The organism is Nonomuraea dietziae, assembly GCF_014195505.1.
Lineage (GTDB): Bacteria > Actinomycetota > Actinomycetes > Streptosporangiales > Streptosporangiaceae > Nonomuraea > Nonomuraea roseola.
The window spans coordinates 8,330,748-8,355,489 of the sequence record NZ_JACIBV010000001.1 but is presented as its reverse complement, the minus strand read 5'-3'; the positions used below and the strand labels follow the sequence as shown (position 1 = coordinate 8,355,489).

Here is a 24,742-nt window from a genome sequence, read left to right as displayed (position 1 = left end):
ACCTCTACCTGCGCATATATCGTTTCCGTGACAAAGGAGAAACGGTGCGCGCACAGTCCGACGAGGGCTACTCCCACGCCCTCGGCAACCGCCAGGTCCAGATGATCGCGATCGGCGGCGCCATCGGCGTGGGCCTGTTCCTCGGCGCGGGCGGCAGGCTCGCCGCCGCCGGTCCCGCGCTGGTGCTCTCCTACGCCGTCGCCGGCCTGGCCGCCTTCTTCGTCATGCGCGCCCTGGGCGAACTGGTCCTCTACCGGCCCACCTCGGGCTCCTTCGTGGAGTACGCGGGCGAGTTCGTCGGGCCGTGGGCCGCCTTCGCCAGCGGCTGGATGTACTGGATCAACTGGGCCTTCACCGGCATCGCCGAGCTGACCGCGATCGCGACCTACGTCGCCTACTGGGCGCCCGGCTTCCCCCAGTGGCTCACCGCGCTGATCGCTCTGGTCTTCGTGCTGGTGGTCAACCTGGTGTCGGTCAAGCTCTTCGGCGAGCTCGAGTTCTGGTTCGCGCTGCTGAAGGTCCTGGCGATCTGCGCCTTCCTGGTCGTCGGCCTGGCCCTGGTGCTGTTCAGCATGGACGTCGGCGGCACCAGGGCGGGGGTGGGCAACCTCACCGCGCACGGCGGGTTCTTCCCCAACGGCCTGCCCGTCGTGCTCATGAGCCTGCAGGCGGTGGTCTTCGCCTACGCCTCGATCGAGCTGGTCGGCATCGCGGCGGGCGAGACCAAGAACCCCAGGCAGGTGATGCCCAAGGCGGTCAACGGCGTGGTGTGGCGCATCGCGCTGTTCTACATCGGCTCGATCCTGCTGCTGACCATGGTGCTGCCGTGGACGTTCTACAGCGCCGGCACCTCGCCCTTCGTCACGGTCTTCGCCAGGCTGGGCGTGCCGTGGGCGGCCGACGCGATGAACCTCATCGTCATCACCGCCGCCACCTCCTCGTGCAACTCGGGCCTGTACTCCACGGGGCGCATCCTGCGAGCGATGGCGCTCAAGGGCGAGGCGCCGCGCTTCACCGGCGGCCTCAGCTCCAGGCACGTGCCCGTCGGGGGCATCATGCTGACCGCCTCGGTCTTCCTCGCTGGGGTGGCGCTGTTCTACTTCGTGCCCCAGCGGGCCTTCGACATCGCCACCGCCGTCGCCTCGCTGGGCGTGATCACCACGTGGGGGACGCTGGTCTACTGCCAGCTGCGGCTGCGCCGTACCGGGCACCGCTCGGAGTTCGCGATGCCGGGCACGCCGTACAGCAACTGGTTCACGCTGGGGTTCCTCGCGCTCGTGGTGGTGCTGATGGCCTTCGCCGACGACAACCAGAGAGTGGCCTTCTTCCTCATTCCCGCGCTGGTCGCGGCGATCGCCGTGGGATGGAAGCTGGTCAGCGCTCCTCGGCGAGGCGCAGCCCCGCCTCGATCACCGCGTTCATGATCGGCGCCAGGCGCTCCGCGCCCAGCTTGGGCGCGCGCTCGGCCATCGCCGCCACGAGCTGACGCTCCCGCTCCATGTCGCGTCCCGCGAACCCGCCGACGGGCTTGAGCGACTGCACGACGCCCGCGAGCTCGGCCCTCCGTTCGAGCAGGACGGCGAGGGCCGCGTCGACCCTGTCGATGGCCTCGCGCGCCTCGGGCAGGGTGGAGGGGCTCTCGCGCACCGCCAGCGCCCCGAACAGGGCCACGGCCTCGCGGGCCACGGCCACCTCGGCGTCGGAGGCCGACGGCGACAGCAGCAGGCCGTCGGCGCCCGCGGCGATCGCGGCCGGCGCCAGCGAGGGGTCGCCTGAGACGTCGGCGAGCACCGGCCGTCCCGACCTGGCCTTGGCGGCGCGCAGCAGGGTCAGGTCGAGGGCGACGTGGCTCAGGTGGGTGCGGGTGCCGCTCTCACAGAGCACCACCTGGTCGTTGCCCTCGGCCACGCAGTAGTCGGCGATGCCGAGCCACTCCTCGAGGGTGGCCGAATGGCCACGCTGCACGATCACCGGCAGGCCCAGCCTGGCCACGGCGCGCACCAGCTGGAAGTCCTGCATCCACGCCGAACCCACCACCACGCCGGCCGCGCGCTCGGCGATCGCCGGCAGGTCGGCGGCGGAGAAGGGCTCGACGTACAGCGGGCCGTCGACCAGATCCTCGGCGGGCACCCGCCCGTGGTGGGGACGCAGGCTGACCCAGCGGGTGACGGTCCTCGGTTCGAGAGTGGAGGTCATCTCGGCTCCCATTGCTCAAGCCGGTCCCAGCGGAGCCGGCGGGGTCTCCAGGAAACAAAAAGGGCAGAGACCTCGGGTCTCTGCCTGTCGCCGGCTCCAGGTGGTCGCTACAGCTCGACCGGCCCTCCGGGAGCCGGCTCGGTAAACGTGTAGCGAGGAGTCATGGATCTAAGACTACACGGGTCGCTGTCACCCGATCCCTATGGGAGTATTTCTAGGCTTAGAAGGGGGTTTGAGGCCGTTGATGTCGGATGGACAGCAGCATGCCGGGCGCCGCATCGCCGGTCGGTACCACCTGAAGGAGCCGATCGGCAAGGGCGGCATGGGCATCGTCTGGCGGGCCCATGACGAGCTGCTCGACCGCGAGGTCGCGGTCAAGGAGGTCCGCTACGCGGCCGTGCTCGGCGACGAGGTGCAGCTCCTCAACCGCCGCACCATGCGTGAGGCGCGGGCCGCCGCCAGGTTCACCCATCCGAACGTGATCGTCGTGCACGACGTCATCGAGGAGGACGATCGTCCCTGGATCGTCATGCAGCTGGTCCAGTCCCGCTCGCTGGGACAGGTGATCAAGGCGGACGGGCCGCTGGCGCCGGGGAAGGTGGCCGAGATCGGCCTGGCCGTCCTCGACGCGCTCAGGGGCGCCCACGACGCCGGCGTGCTGCACCGCGACGTCAAGCCGGAGAACGTGCTGCTGGCCGAGGACGGCAGGGTCGTGCTGACCGACTTCGGCATCGCCACGCTGGAGACCGAGACCGCGCTGACCATGACGGGCCTGGCCGGCACGCCCGCCTTCATCGCGCCCGAGCGGCTGAAGGGCCTGCCCGCCAGACGTGAGTCGGACCTGTGGTCGCTGGGCGCGACGCTCTACACCGCGGTCGAGGGCAGGGCGCCGCACGAGCGCGGCATGGCGATGGCGACCATGATGGCCGTGCTCAACGACGACCCCGAGCCGCCGAAGCGGGCGGGGGCGCTCAAGCCCGTCCTCGCCGGCCTGCTGGCCAAGGAGCCCGACCAGCGCCTGGGCTTCGACGAGGCCGCCAGGCTGCTGCGCAGGGCCGCCGCGGAGTCGTCAAGGAGCGAGACGGTGCGCACCCCGCGCCGCCCCGTCGTGCCGGTGGTGGACGTCGACGACACCCCGACCGACCCCAGTCTCCCCCGCATCGCGGCTCCGCCTGCCTCACCCGCCGCGTCCTCGTCGCCTCCCCCTCCGCCCCCCGCGCCTCCCACGCGGACCCCCGCCAGGCCTCCGGCGAAGGAGCCAGAGGAGCCCGAGGAGCCCCAGGAGATGGCGCAGACGGGCATGCGCCTGCCCGACGCGACCACGCCCACGGCCACCTCCCCCGCTCCCTCACGGCGTGCGCTCCCCGTCATCGCCGCGGTCGTCGGGGTCGTCGTGGTGGGCGGCGTGGCGGGCATCCTCGGCCTGCGCTCGGCGGGCCAGGCCGATCCCGAGGCGAGCAGGAGCCCGACGCAGAAGGTGACGACCACGGTCACCGCCACCGCGACGGCGACCGCCGCCACCCCCGCCGACAAGCCCTCCGCCTCGCCCAGTCCTTCGCCTTCGGCGTCGAAGACGGAGTCGGCGCTGCCGGACGGCTGGCGGATGTACAAGGACAAGGAGCTGGATTTCTCCGTCGGCCTGCCCAAGGGCTGGGACGTCTACGACCGCAGGGGCAGGCAGGTCTACTTCCGCGGCCCCGGCGCCTCCTCCAACTCCTTCCTGCTGATCGAGCAGGCCACCGACCCAGGCAGCGACCCGTACAAGGACTGGAAGGTGCAGGAGCCGAGCGCCAGGGGCAACTTCGGCGGTTACAAGCTGATCGGCATCAAGAAGGTCGACTACATGAAGGCCGCGGCCGACTGGGAGTTCACCTGGAACACCAACACCGGTAAGTCCAAGGTGCGCAACCGCGGCTTCGTCACCGACAACGGCAAGGGCTACGCGATCTACTGGCACACGCTCGAGGAGAACTGGAAGCGCGATCTGCGGTTCTTCGACACGTTCGCGGCGACCTTCAAACCGTCCAAGTAAGCTTCGCTGGTGCGCGTAGGAAACAGGTATCGCCTGCTGGAGCCCATCGGCGAGGGTGGCATGGGCATCGTCTGGCGCGCCCACGACGACCTGCTCGACAGGACCGTGGCGATCAAGGAGGTCCGCTACACGGGCATCGGCGAGGAGAAGCGCGCCCAGCTCAACCAGCGCACCATCAGGGAGGCGCGGGCGGCGGGCCGCCTCGACCACCCCAACGTGGTCGTCGTCCACGACGTCATCGAGGAGGACGGCAGGCCCTGGATCGTGATGCAGCTGGTGCGCTCGCGCTCGCTGGCCGCGGTGGTCAGGGAGCGGGGCCCGATGCCGGTGGGAGAGGCGGCCCGCGTCGGCGGCGCGGTGCTCGCGGCGCTCCGGGCCGCCCACGCGGCGGGGGTGCTGCACCGCGACGTCAAGCCGGAGAACGTGCTGCTGGCCGAGGACGGCAGGGTCGTGCTGACCGACTTCGGCATCGCCGCGATGGAGGCCGAGGCGGGGCTCACCGCCACAGGCAACCTGGTCGGCACGCCCGCCTACATGCCGCCCGAACGGCTCAACGGCCTGCCCGCCACGCCCGCCTCCGACCTGTGGTCGCTGGGCGCGACGCTGCACACGGCCGTGGAGGGCCGCGCGCCGTACGAACGGGACTCGTGGGCGGCGACGGTCGCCGCGGTGCTGCGCGACCCGCCTGAGCCCCCGCGGCTGGCCGGGGCGCTCGCCCCGGTGATCTCAGGGCTGCTGCGCAGGGACCCCGCCACGCGGATGAGCGCGGAGGAGGCCTCGGCCAGGCTGGCCTCGCTCACCGAAGGGAGCTCGCCGACCGTCGTGGGCCCCGCGCCCGCCAGGCGCTCGCCGCTGCGCCGGCTCCTTCCTGCCGGGCTGGCGGTCGCCGCGGTGGCCGCCGCCGGGGTGTGGGCGATGGGGCAGACGGACTCACCGGCCGTGAACGCCTCGTCCTCCGGCTCCTCGACGCCTTCCTCCTCCGCCACGCCCTCGGCGAAGCCCTCGCCCGGCGGCAGCCCGAGCCCCGCCCTGCCACCCGGCTGGCGCAGACTCAGCAACGCCACGGGCGGCTTCTCCGTCGCCGTCCCCGGCGGGTGGAAGGCGACCAGGAACCCGGAGGGGCGCAGCAGCATCAGCGTCAAGGGGCCGGGCACCAGGGGCGAGCTCATCATCGAGTGGACCGACTCGGGCAAGACCGGCCTGACCCCCAAGCAGGAGTGGGAGAGCCTGGAGCAGGAGATCCAGGCGAAGGGCCAGTTCCAGGGTTACACCAGGCTCGGCATCGTCCAGCTCACCTACCTCGGGGTCGAGGCCGCCGACTGGGAGTTCACCAGAAACAAGGACGGCCAGATGATCCACGTGCTGAACCGGGGCTTCAGGCTGCGCGACGGCCGTCCCTTCGCCCTCTACTGGGAGACCCCCGAACAGTTGTGGGCCGAGGGCAGGGCCACCCTCGACACCATCCTCGAGACGTTCAGGCCGACGTGAGCGAGCAGGCGCGCTTCTGGCGGCACCCGGGAGTGCCTGAAGTCGACCTGCTCAAGGCCCGGTACGTCACCCACCGCTTCTCCAGGCACGTCCACGAGGGCTACGCGATCGGCGTGATCACCTCGGGCGTGGAGGAGTTCGCCTACAAGGGCAGGCTGCTGCGGGCCGGTGAGGGCGAGGTGGTGCTGGTCAACCCCGAGCACGAGCACACCGGTCAGGCGGGCGTTCCTGGCGGCTGGTCCTACCGCATGCTCTACCCGTCGGTCGAGGCGCTGGGGGCGGGGCGCAGCACGCCGTACTTCCCCGAGCAGGTGGTGCGCGATCCCGATCTGGCCAGGCTGCTGGTCAGCGCGCACCTGGCCACCGAGCGCGGCGACAGGCTCGCCGCCTCCACGCTGATGCGCGCGCTGTTCGCGCGCCTGCTGTCCAGGCACGCCGGTTCGCGGCCCGCGCCGGAGGCGCCGACCGGCCAGGACGCGGTACGGCAGGCCATCGACCTGCTGCACGAGCGCATGGCCGACCCGCCCACCCTGGAGGGCCTGGCCGAGGCCGTCCAGGCCAGGCCCTTCCCGCTGCTGCGCGCGTTCAAGGCCGTCACGGGCCTGCCGCCGCACGCCTACCTCACCTCCCTGCGCGTACGGCAGGCCCGCCGCCTCCTGGAGACCGGCCTGCCCCCCGCCGAGGTCGCCGCCGAGGTCGGCTTCACCGACCAGGCCCACCTGGGCCGTCACTTCAAGCGCGTCGTCGGCATCCCGCCCGCCGCCTACCAGCGCGCCGCAGGAACGTACAAGACTCGCTAATCTCCCAGGTCATAGCCTCAGGCGGTATGAACACCGCAACAAGGGACGGACTGGGCGTCGGAGTCGCCGTCGGCCTGTCGGGCGCCGCGTTCGGCGCGGCGGCCGTCACCGCAGGACTCGACGTGGCGCAGTCGTGCGTCCTCAGCCTTCTCGCCTTCACGGGCGCCTCCCAGTTCGCGCTGGTCGGCGCGGTCTCGGGAGGCGGCGACCTGCTGGCTGCCTCGGCGGGCGCGCTCCTGCTGGGCGGGCGCAACACCCTGTACGGCCTGCGCCTGGCCGATCTGCTCAAGGTGCGCGGCGGCAGGCGGCTGGTGGCCGCCCAGGGGGTGATCGACGAGACGACCGCCGTCGCGCTGGCCCAGCCGACCCCCGAGACCGCCCGCAGGGCGTTCACCGTGACCTTCGCCAGCCTGTACCTGATGTGGAACCTGACCACGCTGATCGGCGCGCTCGGCACCTCCGCGCTGGGCGATCCGGGCGTGCTCGGGCTGGACGCGGTCGGACCCGCCACCTTCCTGGCCATCCTCTGGCCCCGCCTGGTGAGCGAGCCGGGCCTGCGCGGGCTGGCGCTGGGCGGCGCCGCGGTGGCGCTGCTCGCGACGCCCTTCGTCCCCGCGGGCGTGCCCGTCCTGCTGTCGGCCGTCGTCGTGCTCCTGGTGGTGCTCCGATGACGCTGTGGTGGGCGATCGTCCTGGTCAGTCTGGGCTGCTACGCGCTGAAGCTGTGCGGCCTGGCCGCTCCCCGCAGGGTGCTCGACCACCCGGTGGTGCGCAGGTTCGCCGAGCTCGTGCCCGTCGCGCTGCTGGCCGCGCTGATCGCGGTGCAGACCTTCACCCACGAGGGAGCCCTCCAGTTCGACCCGGCCAGGACGGCGGGACTCGGCGCCGCGGTCGTCGCGCTCGTGCTTCGGGCGCCCTTTCTCGTGGTGCTGGCAGCAGCCGCGGTGGTCACCGCGCTTGTTCGGGTCTTTACGGGGTAGCCCGTCCCTCATGTCCGAATCTCCGGGGATCATCGGCGGGCGGTACAGGTTGCTCAGAACCATCGGACGTGGCGGCATGGGCACCGTATGGCACGCATACGACGAAGTGCTCGGCCGCGACGTCGCGGTCAAGGAGGTGCTGCCACCGCCCGACCTGAGCGGTCCCGAACGCGAGGTCTTCACCGTGCGCACCTTCCGCGAGGCCAGGGCCGCGGGGAGGGTCGCGCATCCGGGGGTGGCGACCGTCTACGACGTGGTCCAGGAGGGCGGACACCCCTGGATCATCATGGAGCTGGTCCGCTCGCGGACGCTCGGCTCGCTGGTGCGTGAGAGGGGACCGCTCGAACCGGCCAGGGTGGCGGAGATCGGACTGGAGATCCTGGCCGCGCTGCGCGCCGCCCACGCCGTGGGAGTGCTGCACCGTGACGTGAAACCGGACAACGTGCTGCTCGCCGAGGACGGCAGGGCGGTGCTGACCGACTTCGGCATCGCCACGACGGAGGACGAGGCCCCGGTGACCAGGACCGGCATCCTGGTCGGCACGCCCGCCTTCATCGCGCCCGAACGCGCGGCGGGCGGCAGCGCCGAGCCCGCCTCGGACCTGTGGTCGCTGGGGGTCACGCTCTACACGGCCGTGGAGGGCCACTCGCCCTTCCACCGCGGCCACGCCCTGGCCACGCTGGCCGCCGTCATGCACGACGAGCCGATGCCGATGGCGTCCGCGGGGCCGCTCGCGCCGGTCGTGCACGGGCTGCTGCGCAAGGACCCGGCCGAGCGGATGGACATCGACGAGGCCGAACGGCGCCTCAGGCCGATCGTGCTCGGCCTGGCCCCTGAGGCGACCGCGCCCGTGGCCGTGGTGGTGCCTCCCGCGCCGCCCGGCTCGGCCGTACGGCCCGCGGCTCATGGGAAGCGGCCGCCACCGCTGGTCGCGCTCGCGGCCGCGGCGACGGTGGTGGCGCTGGTGACCGGCGGGATGGCGTGGATGTCGGGCCGCGCGGAGACCCCCCAGCCGAAGCAGCCGGCCTCCGTGCCCTCGGTGGTCAGCACGCCGACGGAGACCTCCAAGCCCGCGCCTGCGCCCGCGCCTGAGCCCACCGCTGTGAGCTCGGACGACGACGGGACCCAGCCGGCCCGGCAGGCCCCGACCTCCGCCGACGTGGGCAGGCAGCCGAAGCAGAGCAGACCGCCCGCCAGGACCGACCAGGACAGGCCCAGCCCGAAGCCGACCAGGAGCAAGGGCAAGGCGAAGCAGTCCTCGCCTCCCGCGGAGGAGACGGAGGAGCCGACCGAGGAGCCGACCGCGGACCCGCCTGCCGAGGACGCGCCCGACGACGCGCCCGCCGACTCCGGTCAGGTCGAGCCCGACGAGGGCGAGGCCGCGGGGGGACAGCGCGAGAAGGGCAAGATCAAGGCCAAGAGCAAGGGGCCGGCCAAGGCGAAGGACAAGGCGAGGAGCTGAGGTCAGGACTCCGCGCGCACCATGTCGAGCGCCTTCTGCAGGTCGTCGGGGTAGTCGCTGCTGAAGGAGACCCACTCGCCCCCGGAGGGGTGCTCGAAGCCGAGCGAGACCGCGTGCAGCCACTGCCTGGTCATGCCGAGCCTGGCCGCGAGGGTGGGGTCGGCGCCGTACATCAGGTCGCCCACACAGGGGTGGCGCAGCGCGGCCATGTGGACGCGGATCTGGTGCGTGCGCCCGGTCTCCAGCTTGATGTCCAGCAGCGTGGCGGCCCTGAAGGCCTCGACCGTGTCGTAGTGGGTCACCGACGGCTTGCCGCCCGCCACGACGGCGAACCTGCCGTCGCCCGAGGGGTGCCGGTCGATGGGCGCGTCGACCGTGCCCCTGAACGGGTCGGGGTGGCCCTGCACCAGCGCGTGGTAGCGCTTGTCGACCGTGCGCTCCTTGAAGGCGCGCTTGAGGAAGGAGTAGGCGTGCTCGCTCTTGGCCACGACCATCGCGCCGGTGGTGTTGGCGTCGAGGCGGTGCACGATGCCCTGCCGCTCGGCCGCGCCGCTGGTCGCCACCGTGTGACCGGTGCCGAGCAGGCCGCCGATCACCGTGGGGCCCGTCCATCCGACGGTCGGGTGGGCCGCGACGCCGATGGGCTTGTTGACCACCACGATGTCGTCGTCCTCGTAGATGATCGCCATCCCCGGCACCGGCTCGGCCACCGGCATGGGCGTCGTGATGGGCGGGGGAAGGGTGACGTCGAGCCACGCGCCCGCGTGCACCCTGTCGGACTTGGCGGCCTGTGAGCCGTCCACCAGCACCTCGCCCGAGCTGATCAGCTCGGCCGCGCGGGTGCGCGAGAAACCGAAGAGCCGCGACAGCGCGGCGTCGAGTCGTTCGCCTTCGAGCCCGTCGGGGACGGGCAGGCTGCGCTGTTCAGACATTCTTGGTGGTCACCTCCCTGGTGCCGTCGATCTGGTAGCCGCGCCAGGCCAGGAAGACCGCCACGATGCCGCCGCACACGATCGCCGAGTCGGCGATGTTCCAGACGGGGAAGTGGCCGGGGAAGGTCTCGATGAAGTCGACCACGTGCCCCTGCAACTGCCCCGAGGCGGGACGGCCGAAGCCCGCGGGGTAGCGCAGCAGCCGGTCGGTGAGGTTGCCCAGCGCCCCGCCCAGCATCAGGCCGAGCGTGATCGCCCACGGCAGGCTGTGCAGCTTGCGCGCGGTGCGGATGATCGCGATCACCACGCCGGCGGCCACCAGGGTGAACACGAAGGTCATCCCCGTGCCGATGCTGAAGGCGGCGCCGGAGTTGAAGATCACCCTGAACTGGAGCAGCCCGGGGATCACCACCTCCGGCTCCCTGCCCTCGAGCGTCCGCAGCACCAGCGTCTTGGTGAACAGGTCGAGCCCGTAGATCACCACGGCGAGCGACGCGAGAAGGCCGATCAGGCGTCGCCCGACCGGCCCTCGCGGCTTTCTCGCCGTCAGCGCTCAGCGGCGCTCCTCCCGCTGCTTGCATGTCACGCACAGCGTCGCCCTCGGGAACGCCTGAAGACGCTCCTTGCCGATCGGCTTGTGGCACGATTCGCACACTCCATAGGTCCCTGCGTCGATCCTGGCGATCGCACGTTCGTTCTGCGCGACCAGGTCGCGTGTGTTCAGGGTAAGGGCGATCTCGCGTTCCCGCTCATAGGTCTTGGCCCCGGCATCGGCCTGGTCGTCGCCGGCTCCCTGGGTGACGTCCCCAGAGGCGATCTCGGTCTCGTGTCGAAGGATGTCCGCCTCGAGCTCGGCGATTTCCTGAACGAGGGTGTCGCGTACCTCGGCCAGCTCCTCTGCCGACCACATCGAAGGGGTCGCGGTCTGCGTGACTGCCGCCATGGCTGCCTCCATGCTGATCAAGGCTCAAACGGTGCGGGCAGCTTAGGCCGTGGATAACGACTCGGCAAACGACCCGCCGTACGGATTACCCCTCCCGTACTATCCCGCCTCGCCGGATCAACTCCTCACCATAGGCATCCATTCCCGGATCTTTGTCGCGATTTGCTGAGTGGGATATCGGGAAGCCTTCGCCCTCCACTCTGCGTTATGGTTTTAGCCTGCAAGGCGTTGACGGAGCCCTGTGATCGAGATCACAAGGGATATCACTCCCGAGCCGCCGGAAGAACGGCTCGCCGAGAGCTCACTAGAACCGGCCGCAGACGAAATGAAGTGGGTCCCTTCGGGGGTCAAGAGGGGTGGTACCGCGGAGCCGCACGGCTTCGTCCCTTCACGCCGTCGCCGTCCGACACCGTGGAGGTCCCGCCCGAGATGTCCCACTATTTCCGCTCTCTACCCGCGCAGGTCGACCTGCCCGCGCTCGAGCGTGAGGTCCTCGACCGATGGCGGGACGGGAAGATCTTCGAGCGCTCCGTCGAGCAGAACGAAGGCGCTCCCTCCTGGGTCTTCTACGAGGGCCCTCCCACCGCCAACGGCCTGCCGGGCGTTCACCACGTCGAGGCGCGCGTCTTCAAGGACCTCTTCCCCCGCTACAAGACCATGCGCGGCTTCAGCGTGCCCCGCAAGGCCGGCTGGGACTGCCACGGCCTGCCCGTCGAGGTGGGCATCGAGAAAGAGCTCGGCCTGACCGGCAAGAAGGACATCGAGGCGTACGGCATCGCCGAGTTCAACGCCAAGTGCCGCGAGTCGGTCCTGCGCCACGTCGACGCCTTCGAAGAGCTGACCGAGCGCATGGGCTACTGGATCGACCTGTCCCAGGCCTACCGCACGATGGACCCCGAGTACGTCGAGTCCGTCTGGTGGTCGCTCAAGGTCATCTTCGACAAGGGCCTGCTGTTCCGCGACTTCCGCATCACGCCGTACTGCCCGCGCTGCGGCACCGGCCTGTCCGACCACGAGCTGGGCCAGCCCGGTGGCTACGAGACCGTCACCTCGCCCTCGGTCTACGTCCGCATGCCCGTGACCTCGGGCCCGCTGGCCGAGCTGAACGCCTCGCTGCTGATCTGGACGACCACGCCGTGGACGCTGGTGTCCAACACGGCGGTGGCCGTACACCCGGAGGTCACCTACGTCGCCGCCCGCACCGCCGACGGTGAGGTGCTGGTGGTGGCCGAGCCGCTGCTGTCGGTCCTCGGCGAGGGCGCCACCGAGGTGGCCCGCTTCTCTGGGCGCGAGCTCGAGCGCACCGCCTACTCCCGCCCGTTCGACCTGGTCGACATCCCCGGCGCGCACTACGTGGTCCTCGGCGACTACGTGACCGTCGAGGACGGCACGGGCCTGGTCCACCAGGCCCCCGCCTTCGGCGCCGACGACATGACCGTCTGCAAGTCGTACGGCATGCCGATCGTCAACCCGATCGGCCCCGACGGGCGTTTCCTGCCCGACGTGCCGATGGTGGGCGGCCAGTTCTTCAAGGACGCCGACGAGGGCCTGACCGAGGACCTCGCCGGGCGCGGCCTGCTGTTCCGCGGCGGTCACTTCGACCACAGCTACCCGCACTGCTGGCGCTGCCACACCCCGCTGCTCTACTACGCGCTGCCCGCCTGGTACATCCGCACCACCGCGGTCAAGGACACGATGCTCGCGGAGAACGAGAAGACCAACTGGTTCCCCGAGACCATCAAGTGGGGCCGCTTCGGCGAGTGGCTGCGCAACAACGTCGACTGGTCGCTGTCGCGCTCGCGCTACTGGGGCACCCCGCTGCCTCTCTGGGTGTGCTCGGCCGACGAGTCGCACGTCACGTGCGTCGGGTCGCTGGAGGAGCTCGGGTCCCTGGCGGGACAGGAGCTGTCGAACCTCGACCCGCACCGTCCCTACGTGGACGACGTGACCTTCCCCTGCCCCTCGTGCGGCGCCGTCGCCCAGCGCGTGCCCGACGTCATCGACGCGTGGTACGACTCGGGCTCCATGCCGTTCGCCCAGTGGGGCGCCAAGGGCAAGCCCGAGGGCGTCTACCCCGCGCAGTTCATCTGCGAGGCGACCGACCAGACCCGCGGCTGGTTCTACTCGCTGATGGCGGTCGGCTCGCTGGTCTTCGAGCAGTCCTCCTACGAGAACGTGCTCTGCCTCGGCCTCATCCTGGCCGAGGACGGCCGCAAGATGAGCAAGCACCTCGGCAACGTCCTGGAGCCCATCTCGCTGATGGACCAGCACGGCGCCGACGCGCTGCGCTGGTTCATGGCCGCCTCGGGCTCGCCGTGGGCGGCGCGCCGCGTGGGTCACAACGCGCTCGAGGAGATCGTCCGCAAGGTCCTGCTGACCTACTGGAACACCGCCTCCTTCTTCACCCTCTACGCCAACGCCGAGTCGTGGTCGCCCTCGATGGCGGCGGAGGCGCCGCTCGCCTCCGAGCGCCCGCTGATCGACAGGTGGGCGCTGGCCGAGCTGCACAGGACGGTGGCGGAGGTGTCGGCCGCCTTCGACTCCTTCGACACCGTGCGCGCGGGCCGCAGGCTCGCCGAGTTCCTCGACGACCTGTCCAACTGGTACGTCAGGCGCTCGCGCCGCAGGTTCTGGCAGGGCTCGCAGGAGGCGTTCGCGACGCTGTACGAGTGCCTGGAGACGGTCACCAGGCTCATGGCGCCGATGACGCCGTTCGTGACCGACTACCTCTGGGACGTGCTGCGCGGCGTGGACGCGCCCTCGTCGGTGCACCTGACCTCCTGGCCTGCGGTCAAGGATGAGCTGCTCGACCCGTCGCTGTCGGCGCAGATGGCGCTGGTGCGGCGGCTGGTGGAGCTGGGCCGTTCGGCCAGGGCCGCCTCCGGGGTCAAGACCCGCCAGCCGCTGGGCCGCGCCCTCGTGGGCGCTCCGGGCTGGGCGTCGCTCTCCCCCGAGCTGCGCGACCTCATCGCGGACGAGCTGAACGTCCAGGCCCTGGAAGACATGTCGGGATTTAGTACGGATTTGGTGTCTTTCACCGTCAAGCCCAACTTCAGGGCGCTCGGCAAGCGGTTCGGCTCGCAGACCAAGCTGGTCGCGGCGGCGGTCTCGGCCGCCGACGCCGGCTCGCTGGCCGCGACGCTGCGCTCGGGCTCGCCGGTCTCCGTCGACGCGGGCGAGCTGGGCACGGTCTCGCTCACCGCCGACGAGGTGATCGTCACCGAGCAGCCCAAGTCGGGCTGGGCGGTCGAGACGGGCGCGGTCGACACCGGCACCGGCGAGACGGTCGCGCTCGACCTGGCCATGACCGACGAGCTGCGCAGGGCCGGACTCATCCGCGAGGTCATCCGCCTGGTGCAGGACGCCCGCAAGTCGACGGGCCTGTCCATCACCGACAGGATCGACCTGTGGTGGACGGCCTCGTCCGAGGACCTGTCACAGGCGCTGCGCTCGGACGGTTCGCTGGTGGGCGAGGAGGTCCTGGCCTCCAGCCTGACCGAGGGCGCCTCCGAGGACCTGCCCGTCCACACCGACACGGACCTGGGCCTGACCTTCCAGCTCCGCCGCGCCTGACCCCGCGGCTCTCGGAGCTCTGGCGGTGGCGTGGCCCCTCATCCCGAGGAGCCACGCCACCCCGACGCGGGATCCCCGCGAATCCCCCAAGAACCTGCTGAGCGGGATCATTCGGCTCGACTTCTCCACAGCCGACGCGTCTCCTCCCGAACCGACGCCCCTCCCCCAAGAAGCGGCGCCTCTCCCCCAGGAACCGGAGCAGACAGGCCCCGCCACATCCACGCGATCCAGGACGAGACCTGGCCCGAGAGGGCGGGGATCAGTCGTGAGACAGGCGACCGTGAGACGGGTGCCCGTGAGACGGCGGGCGACCGTGAGACGGCGGTCTGACCGTGAGACGGCGGTCTGACCAGAGACCGCGGTTCGGCCAGAGACCGCGGTTCGACCAGAGACCGCGGTTCGACCAGAGACCGCGGTTTCCGGAGAGGATGACAACCGTGAGGCTGTCGTGAGACGAGGGTCAGTCGTGCGGCGGAGGTCAGCCGTGCGGGGCTGACCTGGCCTGCGAGACCGATGTCAGCTGACCCGCTGGTGGTCGTGCTGACAGACCGCGCACGGGGTGAGCCCCTTCGCCTCCGCCTCCGCCTTCTGCATCGACTGGACGCTGCTCGGCTCCGCCCCCTTGACCAGCGGACAGGACGAGCTGTGGAAGCGGCGCGTGGCGCCGATCACCTTGACGACGCCGGGACGGTCGAGCCTGACCGTGTCGTTCGCCTCCGAAGGCGTGTCCTCCGCGGAGTCGGCGGATGCGCCTGCCGTCCCCGAGGACGTGGAGGAGGTGGAACCGGAGGCGACCGGAGGCCCGGCGCGCCCGGGTGCGGTCGCCTCCGGTCCCACCGGCTCTGTGTCCAGAGACTCCGGACGGTCGAACCATCCGCCGCCGGACTCCGCGGACCGGGCACCGCCGCTGTGGCTCTCGGGGTCGCTCTCCTGGCCGGGGGTTGAAGTCTTGGAGTCCGTCTTCGGCACGGGGGCGGCCATGGGCGGCCGCAGCCTCTGAGTCATCTCGGACGAGGCGGCCTCGGACCCGCCCTCCTCCGAGCCGCCGCCCCGCACACCACCGACAGGAGACCCGCCCTGCGCGGGACCGGCAGGAGACCCACCCTGCCCCGGACGAGCAGGAGAACCGCCCTGCGCCGGACTGGAGGGAGATCCGCCCTGCGGCGGACGAGGAGACGACCCACCCTGCGCGGGACCGGCAGAAGACCCACCCTGTCCCGGGCGAGGAGACGACCCACCCTGCGCGGGACCGGCGGGAGATCCGCCCTCACCCTCGCCGGCTCGCGAGTCGCTCTGGGCGGGGTCCGACGGGGAGTCGGCCTGCGCGGCGCCCGGCCGGGAGCCGCCTTGCGTGCCACCCTCCGAGCGGGTAGGGCGCTCGGGGGACGTCTTCGAGGGGCCCGCCGCTGGGCTGCTCTTCGTCGTCTCGGGGGAAGGCCTGCCGGCGGACGGGGTCGGTACCGCGCCTGGGGTACCCGCCACGAGCCTGCCGGGCGCGGGCTTCGGCTGCGATCCGCCCGCCGCCTCGGGACGCCGGGCAGCCGCGCCCTGGGAGGGCTCGGTGGATCCGCCCTCGGGGCGCGGGGACGCAGCGCCCTCGGACCGCTGAGCGGCCTGCGCCTCGGGGCGCTGAGAGGGCGTGGGAGCACCTGCGGGCCTCGCGCCGGGCGAAGGGTCGCCCTTGGGACCGTCACCGGCGGAAGGGGCCCCTGCGCCTGCGGCAGGACGCTGTTCGCGGGTGGGCTCGGCCGAGGTCGCCTCGGCTCGCTTGGCCGCACTCTCGCGTGGTCCGTCCGCCCCTTCGCGGGAGCTGTCGTCACGCTCGGAGGAGGACGCCGCCTTCGAGGCCGGCGACCCCGGCCGGGCGGAGGGCGCGTCACCGCGCGAAGGCGAGGTCTCGGCGCGGGAAGGAGAGGACTCAGGGCGCGAGGACGGAGACGAAGACTCGGCCCGTGAGACCGGGGACTCGGCGCGGGAGGCCGCGGGCGCGACGCCGGAAGACGGCGACTCGGCCCTGGAGGCCTGTGACTCGGCCCTGGAGGAGGAAGACCCGGAGGCGCCTGAGATGCCGGACGGCGAGCCGGAAGGGCCTTGCGGGACGCCGGGCTGGCCGGGGGAGGTGGCAGGGCGGCCGACGGGGTCGGTGTCCCTGCTGGCGGAGGCGGCCGGATAGGGGGCGCGGCCGACACCTGGCTGTTCGGGGGCAGGGGGGACCTGCCGCCCGCCGAGCGCGGCGTCGGGCAGGCACGTCGTGCAGGGCGTGAAGCCCTCCTCGCGCGCCTCCTCGTAGGTGAGCTCCTCGTGATCCCGTCCGCTGAGCTGACGGCAGCCCGCCACGTGGTAGCGCTTGCGTCCGGGGATCACCATGACGATCGCGTCGGGCGAGATGCCGCGCGCCGTGACGGGCCTTGGACGAGGCGCCTGGTTCGGGAGGGTGACAGTCTGCTGCCTCAGCCCCGTGGGGGCGGGGGCCGGCGGCCTGGGCTGGGGGGCCATCGGCTGCGGCGCCGTCCCCGCAGGAGCGACGCCCGCAGGCGTCACCGCCGTCGGAGCACCGGGCGCGGACGGCTCCCGCGGCGCCTGCGCCCCGGCACCACCGCCGCCGGGGAACAGCTCGTGACGCCGCAGGAACGCCCCGATCACCAGGAAGAGCGCGGACAGCACGCTGACCACGATCGACCACATGATCAGGAACGGTTCAGCCATGACGAAGCCCGCGATCAGCAGGATGACCGCCGCGAGCACCAGACCAGCGCTGATGAGGATCACAGGGGGCTCTTTCGAGTGACGGATCAGAAGCGAATCTGACCCGTTACCTTACCGGCGTTAGCGGCGGTCGTTGTGCGGGCCGTCGGCGCCCTGGAAGGCACCCTGGTGCTGCGACTGGTCGCCACCGAAGGGGTTGGGCCCACCGGCGAGAGGCTGCTGGCCGCCCTGCGGCACCGAGTGGGTCATGGCGGGGGCGCCACCGCCCATCGGAGCGCTGGGGATGACGGGGAAGCCGCCGCTGCCACCCTCCGCGGAGACGTTCAGCTCGGCGAGCTGGTTCTCCAGGTAGAGCTTGAGCCTGCTGCGGTACTCACGCTCGAAGCTGCGAAGCTCCTCGACCTTGCGCTCGAGCTCGTCGCGGGTCTGCACGAGGGAGCCCATGGCCTGACGGTGGCGCTCCTGGGCGTCGCGCTCCAGCGTCTCGGCGCGGGCACGGGCGTCACCGATGACCTGCTCGGCCTGGCGGCGAGCCTTGGTCAGGATGTCGTCGGCCTCGCGGCGGGCGCGGGTGACGGTCTCGTCCGCCTCGCGGCGGGCGTCGGCGATCGCCTGGTCGGCCGTCTGCTGGGCGAGGGCGAGCACGCGGGCCGCGGTGTCCATGTTGTCCTCGGCGGGAGGCATGCTCATGGCCACGGGAACCGGCTGCGGCTGCGGCGGGGCCTGCATGGGCTCCGGCTGCGGCGGCGCCATCATCTCCGGCTTGGGCTGCTCCTGCACCGGGGCGGAGGCCATCGGCATGCTCATGCCACCCGGCACCTTGCCGCGCAGGCACTCGGCCAGCTTGGCGCGCAGCTCCTCGTTCTCTTGGATCAGGCGGTCAAGCTCAGCCTCGACTTCGTCGAGGAAGGCATCCACCTCTTCCTCGTCGTAACCCGGTCGCAACCGGGTGGTACTGAATTGCTTGTTCCGCACATCAGCGGGCGTCAGCGGCATCTTTTTGGTCTCCTTGGCGCGCTCGGAGTCTGTCCGGAGGGACGGTACCCGGTCACTACAGCGCGGACACGAGTTGGATCATGACCAAGACCACAATGAAGAGCACTGTGAAGCTTAGGTCAAAGGCCACCGTACCCAACCGGAGGGGAGGAATGAAACGGCGGAGAAACTTGAGAGGTGGGTCTGTTGCGGTGTATGTGGCTTCGGCCAGCACCAGAACGAACCCCGAAGGCCGCCACTGCCGGGCGAACGCCTGCACCGTCTCAAAGATCATTCTGCCGATGAGCAACACCAGGTAGAGAGACAGGACAACGACCAAGATCTCGCCAACGATCCCCACAGTCCGGCCGCGCCTCCACTTCTGGGTGCCCCTCCCGGTCTCGAGGACCCGGTCGGGTAGATAGTCATACAGAGACTCTAGCTCTGGTTGAAGAATCCGCGTTCCGCGATTCGGGCCTTGTCCTCGGCGGTCACCTCGACATTGGCAGGGGACAACAGGAACACCTTGTTGGTAACACGTTCGATGCTGCCGTGTAGGCCAAAGACGAGACCTGCCGCAAAATCGACCAGTCGCTTGGCATCGCTGTCAACCATCTCGGTCAGGTTCATGATGACCGGGGTGCCGTCGCGGAAGTGCTCGCCGATCGTGCGCGCCTCGTTGTAGGTGCGCGGATGCAGCGTCGTGATGCGAGCGAGGTCTGTGGTGCGGCGCTCCAGCACGGTCGTCGCCGGCCTGGGCGCGGGGACGCCGGGGTCGGTGTCGTCTTCGCGCTCGTGCACCGCCGGGGTGCGGTCCTGCTCGGCCCGACGCGACTCCTCCTCGTAGTCGTAGTCGTCGTCGGCGTAGGTCTCGTACCTCTCGTAGCGGTCGTCCTCCACGAGACCGAGGTAGACCGCCATCTTGCGCATCGCGCCGGCCATCGCTAAGTCGTCCTCCTGCTCATGGTCGCACTCGCTCGAGCGATCCACACTCGAGGCGGCAGCCGTACCCCCTTGGAGCTCACCGCTGATCGACCTCTACTTCGTCCGCGGGCCCCAAGGCCCACTTGAGGGGACATTACCTGACGAAGGGCTTGCGACGACCGAGCAACGCCGTACCGACTCGCACGTGTGTCGCCCCGCGCGCCACGGCTTCGGCCAAATCGCCGCTCATCCCCGCTGAGATTATGGTCGCACCAGGATGCCCGGCCTGTACGGCCAGCGCCAGATCCCGCAGCCTCGCAAACGCCTTGCCCGGTTCCTCCCCGAGCGGCGCGACCGCCATGAGCCCGCCGAGCCGTACGCCCTCGGTGGCCGCGATCTCGTCGGCCAGCCCGAGCACGTCGGCGGGGCGTGCCCCGCCGCGTCCGGGGTCGTCGTCGAGCGCGACCTGCACGAGGCAGCCGATCTCCCGCTCCGCCCTTACGGCCTCGCGCCCGATCGCCGCCACCAGCCTGGAACGGTCGACAGAGTGGACCAGGTCGGCGTAGCCCACCACCGAGCGCACCTTGTTGGTCTGGAGTTGACCGACGAAGTGCCAGGTGAGCGGCAGGTCGGCGCAGGCGTGGGCCTTGTCGGCGGCCTCCTGGTCACGGTTCTCGCCCACCTCGGTCACGCCGAGCCCGGCCAGGATCCGCACGTCCTCGGCCGGGTAGGTCTTGGTCACCGCGATCAGCGTGACCTCCTCGCGGGGGCGCCCCGCGGCCCTGCAGGCCTCGGCGATCCGCTTCTCCACCTCGGCCAGACCCGCCGCGATCTGATTTTTGCGAGCTATGTCCACAAGAAACCCATCGTGCACCCTTTGCGGTGGGACCGCGAACCCAGGCAGCCCCGAGACGCACCGAACCCCCACCGCGTCGACCCTGAGGTCTCGCAGCGGGGGTGTGATCCCCTCCCCCGGACCCTCGGGCCGGGTGAGGAATCTCACTTCAGGAAGTCGGGCACGTCCAGCTCCTCCTCCTGCTCCTCGAAGACCACCGGGCGACGCCGGCCTGGCTCCGACATGCGGGAGGAGATCGGGGTGGGCGGGTTGGTCACCTCGGGCGCGGGCCTCGGGATCGAGACCGGCGGCGCGGGCGGCTCCTCGACCGGCGGCGGCGCGGCGGCCGCGGGCGCGGGGGCAGGAGCGGGAGCAGGCGCGGGCGGGGGCGTCTCGACGGCCCGCACGGGCTCGGGGCGCGGCTCGGGCCGTACCTCGAGGCGCGGCTCGGGGCGAGGCTCGGGCCTGGGCGGCTCGAGCTTCACGCTGGGCGCGGGAGCCGGCGCGGGACGCACGGGCGCGGCGACCGAAGGCGCCGCGGGCGGCGCGGCGGCGGGCCTGGGCTGCTGGCGCGGCTGCTGCATCGCGGGCTTCTCGACGGGAGCGATCTCGTCGAAGCCAGCGGCGATGACCGTGACGCGGACCTCGTCGCCGAGGGCGTCGTCGATGACCGTACCGAAGATGATGTTGGCGTCGGGCGCCGCCGCGTTCGAGACGAGCTGGGCCGCCTCGTTGATCTCGAACAGGCCCAGGTCCGACCCGCCCGCGATCGACAGCAGCACGCCGTGCGCGCCGTCGATGGAGGCCTCCAGCAGCGGGCTGGAAACGGCCATCTCGGCCGCGGCGACCGAGCGGTCGTCGCCCCTGGCGTGGCCGATGCCCATCAGCGCCGAGCCCGCGCCCGACATGACCGACTTGACGTCGGCGAAGTCGAGGTTGATCAGGCCGGGCGTGGTGATCAGATCGGTGATGCCCTGGACACCGGACAGCAGCACCTGGTCGGCCGCCTTGAAGGCGTCGAGGACGCTGACCTGCCTGTCGGAGATCGACAGCAGTCTGTCGTTGGGGATGACGATGAGGGTGTCGACCTCGTCGCGCAGGGTCTCGATCCCCGCCTCCGCCTGCATGGCGCGGCGGCGGCCCTCGAAGCTGAAGGGCCTGGTGACGACTCCTATGGTCAGAGCACCGAGAGACCGGGCGATGTTGGCCACGACCGGGGCACCGCCTGTGCCCGTGCCGCCGCCCTCGCCCGCCGTGACGAAGACCATGTCGGCCCCCTTGAGGACCTCCTCGATCTCCTCGCGGTGGTCCTCGGCCGCCTTGCGACCCACATCGGGGTTGGCGCCGGCCCCGAGGCCGCGCGTGAGTTCCCTGCCCACGTCCAGTTTGACGTCGGCGTCACTCATCAGCAGCGCCTGGGCGTCGGTGTTTATCGCGATGAACTCGACGCCCTTGAGTCCCTCCTCGATCATCCGGTTGACGGCGTTCACTCCGCCGCCGCCAATGCCGACGACCTTGATGACCGCGAGGTAGTTCTGCGGTGCTGCCACGACGAGGGGCCTTTCCGCTCGTTGACTTGCCATTTCAATGGTGCTCGAAAACTCTCAACCTCAAGTTGAGATTTAGATTTATGTCAACCTGAGGATTGATACGGACAGTAGGAGTCCCCTACCGGGCGGGTCAACTAACCGCGCCGCAAGCCCGTCCGGCGTGTCGCGCGCTGTCCTATTCGCGACCAGCTTCTCATTTCATGGAGACGACGTCGGGCGAACTGACGTCGTACACCCTGGCCGTGCGCGGGAGCAGCGCCTCGAGGACGCGAGCCTTGTCCTCGCCCCTGTCGGCCCCGCCCCATATGACCGTTCGTCCGTTGGTGAGCCTGAAGGAGATGCCCTCGGGCGAGGTGGCGCGCACCTCGTCGATCTTCATGAGCAACGCCTCGGGCAGCCCGCCGATGACCTTGATCGCGGCCACCGTCGCGGGGTCACCAGGTCCTGGTCGATCCACTCTCAGCACCGGCAGCTCGGGCGGGGCGCTCGGGCGCACCTCGGTGACCACGCCCTTGCGATCGATCAACGCCGCCTTGTCGCCCACGGGGACCACCGCGACCGGCTGGCGCTCGACCACCTCGATCTTGAGCGTGCTCGGCCACGCCCGCTCGACCCTGGCCGAGGCGAGCCGCCTGATCGCCAGTACCCTGCCCTCCACCTCGCCCAGATCGACGGTCGCCAGCGGGTGCAGCGGGGCCACGCCCGCCTGCTTCTCGATCTGGTCGGCGGGCACTGTGAGATTTCCCACGATCTCCACCGACCTGACGCCCAGGACCGGTGAGAAGAACACCAGCCACACCGTGCTGCCCACCACGCCGGCGGTGAGCAGCGCAACGAACGCCTGCCTGGCCTTCACCTCGCGGACAGCTCCGCGACGATCTTCGGCCCGAGCTCGGTCACGTCTCCCGCCCCCATGGTCAGCACGATGTCGCCGGCCCTGGCCAGCTTGGCCACCAGGGCAGGCACCGCGGCCTTGTCGGGCGCGTAGGCCACCTGCTCCTCGGGCAGCGGCACCCTGGAAGCCACCATGGCGCCGGAGACGCCCGGCTCAGGGTCCTCCCTCGCGCCGTAGACGTCGAGCACGACCGCCACGTCGGCCAGGCCGAGGGCGGCGCCGAACTCGTCGGCGAAGAACCTGGTGCGGGAGTAGAGATGCGGCTGGAAGACCGCGACCACCCTGCCGTCGCCCGAGTAGGAGGCGACCACGTCACGGGCGGCGCGCAGGTCGGCGGCCAGCTCGGTCGGATGGTGGGCGTAGCTGTCGAAGACCGCCACGCCGCCCGCCTCGCCCTTGGCCTCGAAGCGCCGCTTGGCCCCTGTGAAGGCCGTCAGGCCCTCCCTGATCACCTCGAACGGCAGGCCGAGCTCGTCGGCCACGGCGATGACCGCGGTGGCGTTGAGCGCGTTGTGGGCGCCGGGGACCGACAGGCGGACCTCACCCTTGCCGACCACCTCGAACAGCACGCCGAACCCGTCGGGCCGTACCTCGGCGATCCGGTAGTCGGCGCCCTCGGCCTCGCCGTAGGTGACCACGCGAAGGCCGCGCCCGCGGGCGGGCTCGATCAGCGCGGCGGCGCCTGGGTCGTCGGCGCACACCACCAGCGTGCGCCCGATGCGCTCGACGAAGCGGGCGAAGCTGTCGTAGACGGCCCGCGGATCGCCGTAGTTGTCGAGGTGGTCGGCCTCGACGTTGGTGACGACCGCGATGTCGGGCGCGAGCATGAGGAAGGAGCCGTCGCTCTCGTCGGCCTCGGCCACGAACACCCCGCCCGAGCCCTCGTCGGCGCCGAGCCCCGTGGTGACGAGCTGGCCGCCCACGCAGTAGGAGGGGTCGGAGCCGCACTTCTGCAGCGCCACCGTCAGCATCGAGGTCGTGGTGGTCTTGCCGTGGGTGCCGGCGATCGCCACGCCGGTGCGGCCCGCCATGACAGAGGCCAGCGCCGCGGCCCTCGGGATGACGCGAAGACCCTGCTTGATGGCCTCGCCCAGCTCGGGGTTGGAGTCGCGGATCGCGGTGGAGACGACCACCGTGTCGATGTTCTTGATGTGGGAGGCGGCGTGGCCGATGTGCACGCTGGCGCCGAGTTCACGCAGCTCGGTCACCATGTCGGAGCCGCGGGCGTCGCTGCCGGACACCTTCACGCCCCGCTTGAGCAGGATGCGCGCGATGCCCGACATGCCGGCGCCGCCGATGCCGATGAAGTGCACCCTGCCGAGCTCCTCGGCCGCCACGGGGGCGACCAGCCGTACCAGGCTCATGAGCGACCTCCCACGATCTCGAGCACCTTGCGGGCGAGGGCGACGTCGGCGTCCCTGCGCCCCATCGCCGCGGCGGCCTCCGACATGGTCGCGACCCGCTCGGGGTCGCGCAGGATGGGCAGCACGTTCTGGATGATCCAATCAGGTGAAAGGTCGGAGTCGTCGATCACGAGCCCACCGCCTCGCTGGGCGATCGGCGTGGCGTTGAGCCGCTGCTCGCCGTTGCCGTGCGGCAGTGGCACGTAGGCGGCGGGCAGGCCGACGGCGGTCAGCTCCGCGCAGGTCATCGCCCCGCTGCGGCACAGGGCGAAGTCGGCGGCGGCGTAGGCGAGGTCCATGCGGTCCACGTAGGGCAGCACGACGTACTGAGGGTCGCCCGGAGGCGGCTCCTGCTCCAGGGCGTTCTTCGGGCCGAGCACGTGCAGCACCTGCACGCCCGCCCTGCGCAGCACCGGCCCCGCCGCCAGCGCGGCCTGGTTGAGCGAGCGGGCGCCCTGCGAGCCGCCGAAGACCAGCAGCGTCGGCAGGTCGGTGCGCAGCCCGAACCACGAGCGGGCCTTGTCGCCCATCGACAGCCTGTCGAGCTGGACGATGTCCCTGCGCAGCGGGATGCCGATCAGCTCGGCCTTGGCCATGGTGCTCTGCGGATGCCCGGTGAAGACGTGGTCGGTCAGACGCGCGCCGAGCCTGTTGGCCAGCCCGGGACGGGCGTTGGCCTCGTGGACGACGATCGGCAGCCCGCGCCGCCTGGCCGCCAGGTAGGCGGGGGTGGCGACGTAACCGCCGAAGCCGACCAGGATGTCGGCGCTCGTCCTGTCCATGATGGACGCCGCGGCGTTGATGGCCCCCGCCAGCCGCCCGGGAACGGTGAGCAACTGCGGCGTGAGCGCCCGCGGAAGCGGCACGGCGGGCACGAGCTGCAGCTCGTAGCCCCTGGCGGGCACCAGCCTGGTCTCCAGGCCGCGCTCGGTACCGAGACACGTCACGCCGATGCCTGGCTCCAGCCGGCGCAGCGCGTCAGCCAGGGCCAGAGCCGGTTCGATGTGACCGGCCGTCCCGCCACCGGCGAGGACCACCCTCATGTCGGT

General features: G+C 71.2%; 21 protein-coding genes. 8 read left to right on the top strand and 13 right to left on the bottom strand.

Translation table 11 applies throughout. The features are described from left to right. Positions 1-44 precede the first annotated feature (44 nt). Positions 45-1,424, top strand: a complete 1,380-nt coding sequence (locus tag FHR33_RS39775; RefSeq protein WP_312895940.1) for an amino acid permease — start codon at positions 45-47, stop codon at positions 1,422-1,424. On the opposite strand, the gene FHR33_RS39770 is transcribed toward FHR33_RS39775, so the two are convergent. After that, complete coding sequence (locus FHR33_RS39770) at positions 1,375-2,196, bottom strand: chorismate mutase (RefSeq protein ID WP_183659105.1); 822 nt, start codon at positions 2,194-2,196, stop codon at positions 1,375-1,377. The genes FHR33_RS39775 and FHR33_RS39770 overlap by 50 nt on opposite strands. A 244-nt stretch (positions 2,197-2,440) precedes the next feature. On the opposite strand from FHR33_RS39770, the gene FHR33_RS39765 reads away from it, so the two are divergent. The 6 genes from FHR33_RS39765 to FHR33_RS39740 are packed head-to-tail and all read left to right on the top strand — an operon-like array spanning position 2,441 to position 8,957. After that, positions 2,441-4,228, top strand: coding sequence for a serine/threonine-protein kinase (locus FHR33_RS39765; RefSeq protein WP_183659103.1), 1,788 nt, complete (start codon positions 2,441-2,443; stop codon positions 4,226-4,228). A gap of 9 nt (positions 4,229-4,237) precedes the next feature. After that, a complete protein-coding gene (locus FHR33_RS39760) occupies positions 4,238-5,716 on the top strand; it encodes a serine/threonine-protein kinase (RefSeq protein WP_221241427.1) in 1,479 nt (492 codons plus the stop codon). Beyond that, entirely contained in the window at positions 5,713-6,516 is an 804-nt protein-coding gene (locus FHR33_RS39755; protein ID WP_312895939.1) for an AraC family transcriptional regulator, read from the top strand. The genes FHR33_RS39760 and FHR33_RS39755 overlap by 4 nt, the downstream gene beginning before the upstream one ends. A 26-nt stretch (positions 6,517-6,542) precedes the next feature. Next, on the top strand, positions 6,543-7,187 hold the full coding sequence (locus FHR33_RS39750) for an AzlC family ABC transporter permease (RefSeq protein ID WP_183659101.1): 645 nt from the start codon (positions 6,543-6,545) through the stop codon (positions 7,185-7,187). Beyond that, a complete protein-coding gene (locus FHR33_RS39745) occupies positions 7,184-7,495 on the top strand; it encodes a branched-chain amino acid transport AzlD family protein (RefSeq protein ID WP_183659099.1) in 312 nt (103 codons plus the stop codon). Before FHR33_RS39750 ends, FHR33_RS39745 begins: the two co-directional genes overlap by 4 nt. 10 nt (positions 7,496-7,505) lie before the next feature. Further along, on the top strand, positions 7,506-8,957 hold the full coding sequence (locus FHR33_RS39740) for a serine/threonine-protein kinase (protein WP_183659097.1): 1,452 nt from the start codon (positions 7,506-7,508) through the stop codon (positions 8,955-8,957). A 2-nt stretch (positions 8,958-8,959) separates the two neighbouring features. Here FHR33_RS39740 and FHR33_RS39735 read toward each other — a convergent pair whose 3' ends face one another. The 3 genes from FHR33_RS39735 to FHR33_RS39725 all read right to left on the bottom strand — a co-directional run bounded on the left by FHR33_RS39735 (position 8,960) and on the right by FHR33_RS39725 (position 10,832). After that, on the bottom strand, positions 8,960-9,889 hold the full coding sequence (locus FHR33_RS39735) for an RluA family pseudouridine synthase (protein WP_183659096.1): 930 nt from the start codon (positions 9,887-9,889) through the stop codon (positions 8,960-8,962). Continuing rightward, positions 9,882-10,373, bottom strand: a complete 492-nt coding sequence (locus FHR33_RS39730; RefSeq protein ID WP_312895938.1) for a signal peptidase II — start codon at positions 10,371-10,373, stop codon at positions 9,882-9,884. The genes FHR33_RS39735 and FHR33_RS39730 overlap by 8 nt, the downstream gene beginning before the upstream one ends. 69 nt (positions 10,374-10,442) lie before the next feature. Next, positions 10,443-10,832 (bottom strand): TraR/DksA family transcriptional regulator, encoded by a 390-nt coding sequence (locus FHR33_RS39725; RefSeq protein ID WP_183659094.1) that lies wholly within the window; start codon positions 10,830-10,832, stop codon positions 10,443-10,445. A gap of 429 nt (positions 10,833-11,261) precedes the next feature. Here FHR33_RS39725 and ileS point away from each other — a divergent pair, with 429 nt between their 5' ends. Further along, the gene (gene ileS, locus FHR33_RS39720) at positions 11,262-14,405 is read left to right on the top strand and encodes an isoleucine--tRNA ligase (RefSeq protein WP_183659092.1); all 3,144 of its coding nucleotides are present in this window, start codon (positions 11,262-11,264) and stop codon (positions 14,403-14,405) included. A 516-nt stretch (positions 14,406-14,921) separates the two neighbouring features. Here ileS and FHR33_RS39715 read toward each other — a convergent pair. The 9 genes from FHR33_RS39715 to murG all read right to left on the bottom strand — a co-directional run bounded on the left by FHR33_RS39715 (position 14,922) and on the right by murG (position 24,736). After that, entirely contained in the window at positions 14,922-17,174 is a 2,253-nt protein-coding gene (locus tag FHR33_RS39715; protein ID WP_183659090.1) for a hypothetical protein, read from the bottom strand. A gap of 57 nt (positions 17,175-17,231) precedes the next feature. Continuing rightward, the gene (locus tag FHR33_RS39710) at positions 17,232-18,107 is read right to left on the bottom strand and encodes a DivIVA domain-containing protein (protein WP_183659088.1); all 876 of its coding nucleotides are present in this window, start codon (positions 18,105-18,107) and stop codon (positions 17,232-17,234) included. 55 nt (positions 18,108-18,162) lie between these two features. Then, positions 18,163-18,447, bottom strand: coding sequence for a YggT family protein (locus FHR33_RS39705; RefSeq protein ID WP_183659086.1), 285 nt, complete (start codon positions 18,445-18,447; stop codon positions 18,163-18,165). Positions 18,448-18,524: 77 nt separating this feature from the next. Continuing rightward, the gene (locus FHR33_RS39700; protein ID WP_183659084.1) at positions 18,525-19,028 is read right to left on the bottom strand and encodes a cell division protein SepF; all 504 of its coding nucleotides are present in this window, start codon (positions 19,026-19,028) and stop codon (positions 18,525-18,527) included. A gap of 136 nt (positions 19,029-19,164) precedes the next feature. Continuing rightward, positions 19,165-19,866, bottom strand: a complete 702-nt coding sequence (locus tag FHR33_RS39695; RefSeq protein WP_183659082.1) for a YggS family pyridoxal phosphate-dependent enzyme — start codon at positions 19,864-19,866, stop codon at positions 19,165-19,167. A gap of 143 nt (positions 19,867-20,009) precedes the next feature. Continuing rightward, positions 20,010-21,395 carry a cell division protein FtsZ gene (ftsZ, locus tag FHR33_RS39690; protein ID WP_183659080.1) on the bottom strand — a complete coding sequence of 462 codons (1,386 nt, stop codon included), beginning with the start codon at positions 21,393-21,395 and terminating at the stop codon, positions 20,010-20,012. Between the two features lie 193 nt (positions 21,396-21,588). Beyond that, a complete protein-coding gene (locus FHR33_RS39685; RefSeq protein ID WP_183659078.1) occupies positions 21,589-22,251 on the bottom strand; it encodes a cell division protein FtsQ/DivIB in 663 nt (220 codons plus the stop codon). Continuing rightward, entirely contained in the window at positions 22,248-23,654 is a 1,407-nt protein-coding gene (gene murC, locus FHR33_RS39680; protein ID WP_183659076.1) for a UDP-N-acetylmuramate--L-alanine ligase, read from the bottom strand. Before murC ends, FHR33_RS39685 begins: the two co-directional genes overlap by 4 nt. Beyond that, positions 23,651-24,736, bottom strand: coding sequence for an undecaprenyldiphospho-muramoylpentapeptide beta-N-acetylglucosaminyltransferase (gene murG, locus FHR33_RS39675; protein ID WP_183659074.1), 1,086 nt, complete (start codon positions 24,734-24,736; stop codon positions 23,651-23,653). The genes murC and murG overlap by 4 nt, the downstream gene beginning before the upstream one ends. Positions 24,737-24,742: the final 6 nt, after the last annotated feature.

What these genes read in the sequence shown, in the direction of transcription:
- FHR33_RS39745 (WP_183659099.1), top strand. Translation starts at nt 7,184, where the DNA reads ATGACGCTGTGGTGGGCGATCGTCCTGGTCAGTCTGGGCTGCTACGCG.
- FHR33_RS39700 (WP_183659084.1), bottom strand. Translation starts at nt 19,028, where the DNA reads ATGGCCGGCGCGATGCGCAAGATGGCGGTCTACCTCGGTCTCGTGGAG.
- FHR33_RS39735 (WP_183659096.1), bottom strand. Translation starts at nt 9,889, where the DNA reads ATGTCTGAACAGCGCAGCCTGCCCGTCCCCGACGGGCTCGAAGGCGAA.
- FHR33_RS39740 (WP_183659097.1), top strand. Translation starts at nt 7,506, where the DNA reads ATGTCCGAATCTCCGGGGATCATCGGCGGGCGGTACAGGTTGCTCAGA.
- FHR33_RS39725 (WP_183659094.1), bottom strand. Translation starts at nt 10,832, where the DNA reads ATGGCGGCAGTCACGCAGACCGCGACCCCTTCGATGTGGTCGGCAGAG.
- FHR33_RS39770 (WP_183659105.1), bottom strand. Translation starts at nt 2,196, where the DNA reads ATGACCTCCACTCTCGAACCGAGGACCGTCACCCGCTGGGTCAGCCTG.
- murG (WP_183659074.1), bottom strand. Translation starts at nt 24,736, where the DNA reads ATGAGGGTGGTCCTCGCCGGTGGCGGGACGGCCGGTCACATCGAACCG.
- FHR33_RS39765 (WP_183659103.1), top strand. Translation starts at nt 2,441, where the DNA reads ATGTCGGATGGACAGCAGCATGCCGGGCGCCGCATCGCCGGTCGGTAC.
- FHR33_RS39750 (WP_183659101.1), top strand. Translation starts at nt 6,543, where the DNA reads ATGAACACCGCAACAAGGGACGGACTGGGCGTCGGAGTCGCCGTCGGC.
- murC (WP_183659076.1), bottom strand. Translation starts at nt 23,654, where the DNA reads ATGAGCCTGGTACGGCTGGTCGCCCCCGTGGCGGCCGAGGAGCTCGGC.
- FHR33_RS39710 (WP_183659088.1), bottom strand. Translation starts at nt 18,107, where the DNA reads ATGCCGCTGACGCCCGCTGATGTGCGGAACAAGCAATTCAGTACCACC.
- ileS (WP_183659092.1), top strand. Translation starts at nt 11,262, where the DNA reads ATGTCCCACTATTTCCGCTCTCTACCCGCGCAGGTCGACCTGCCCGCG.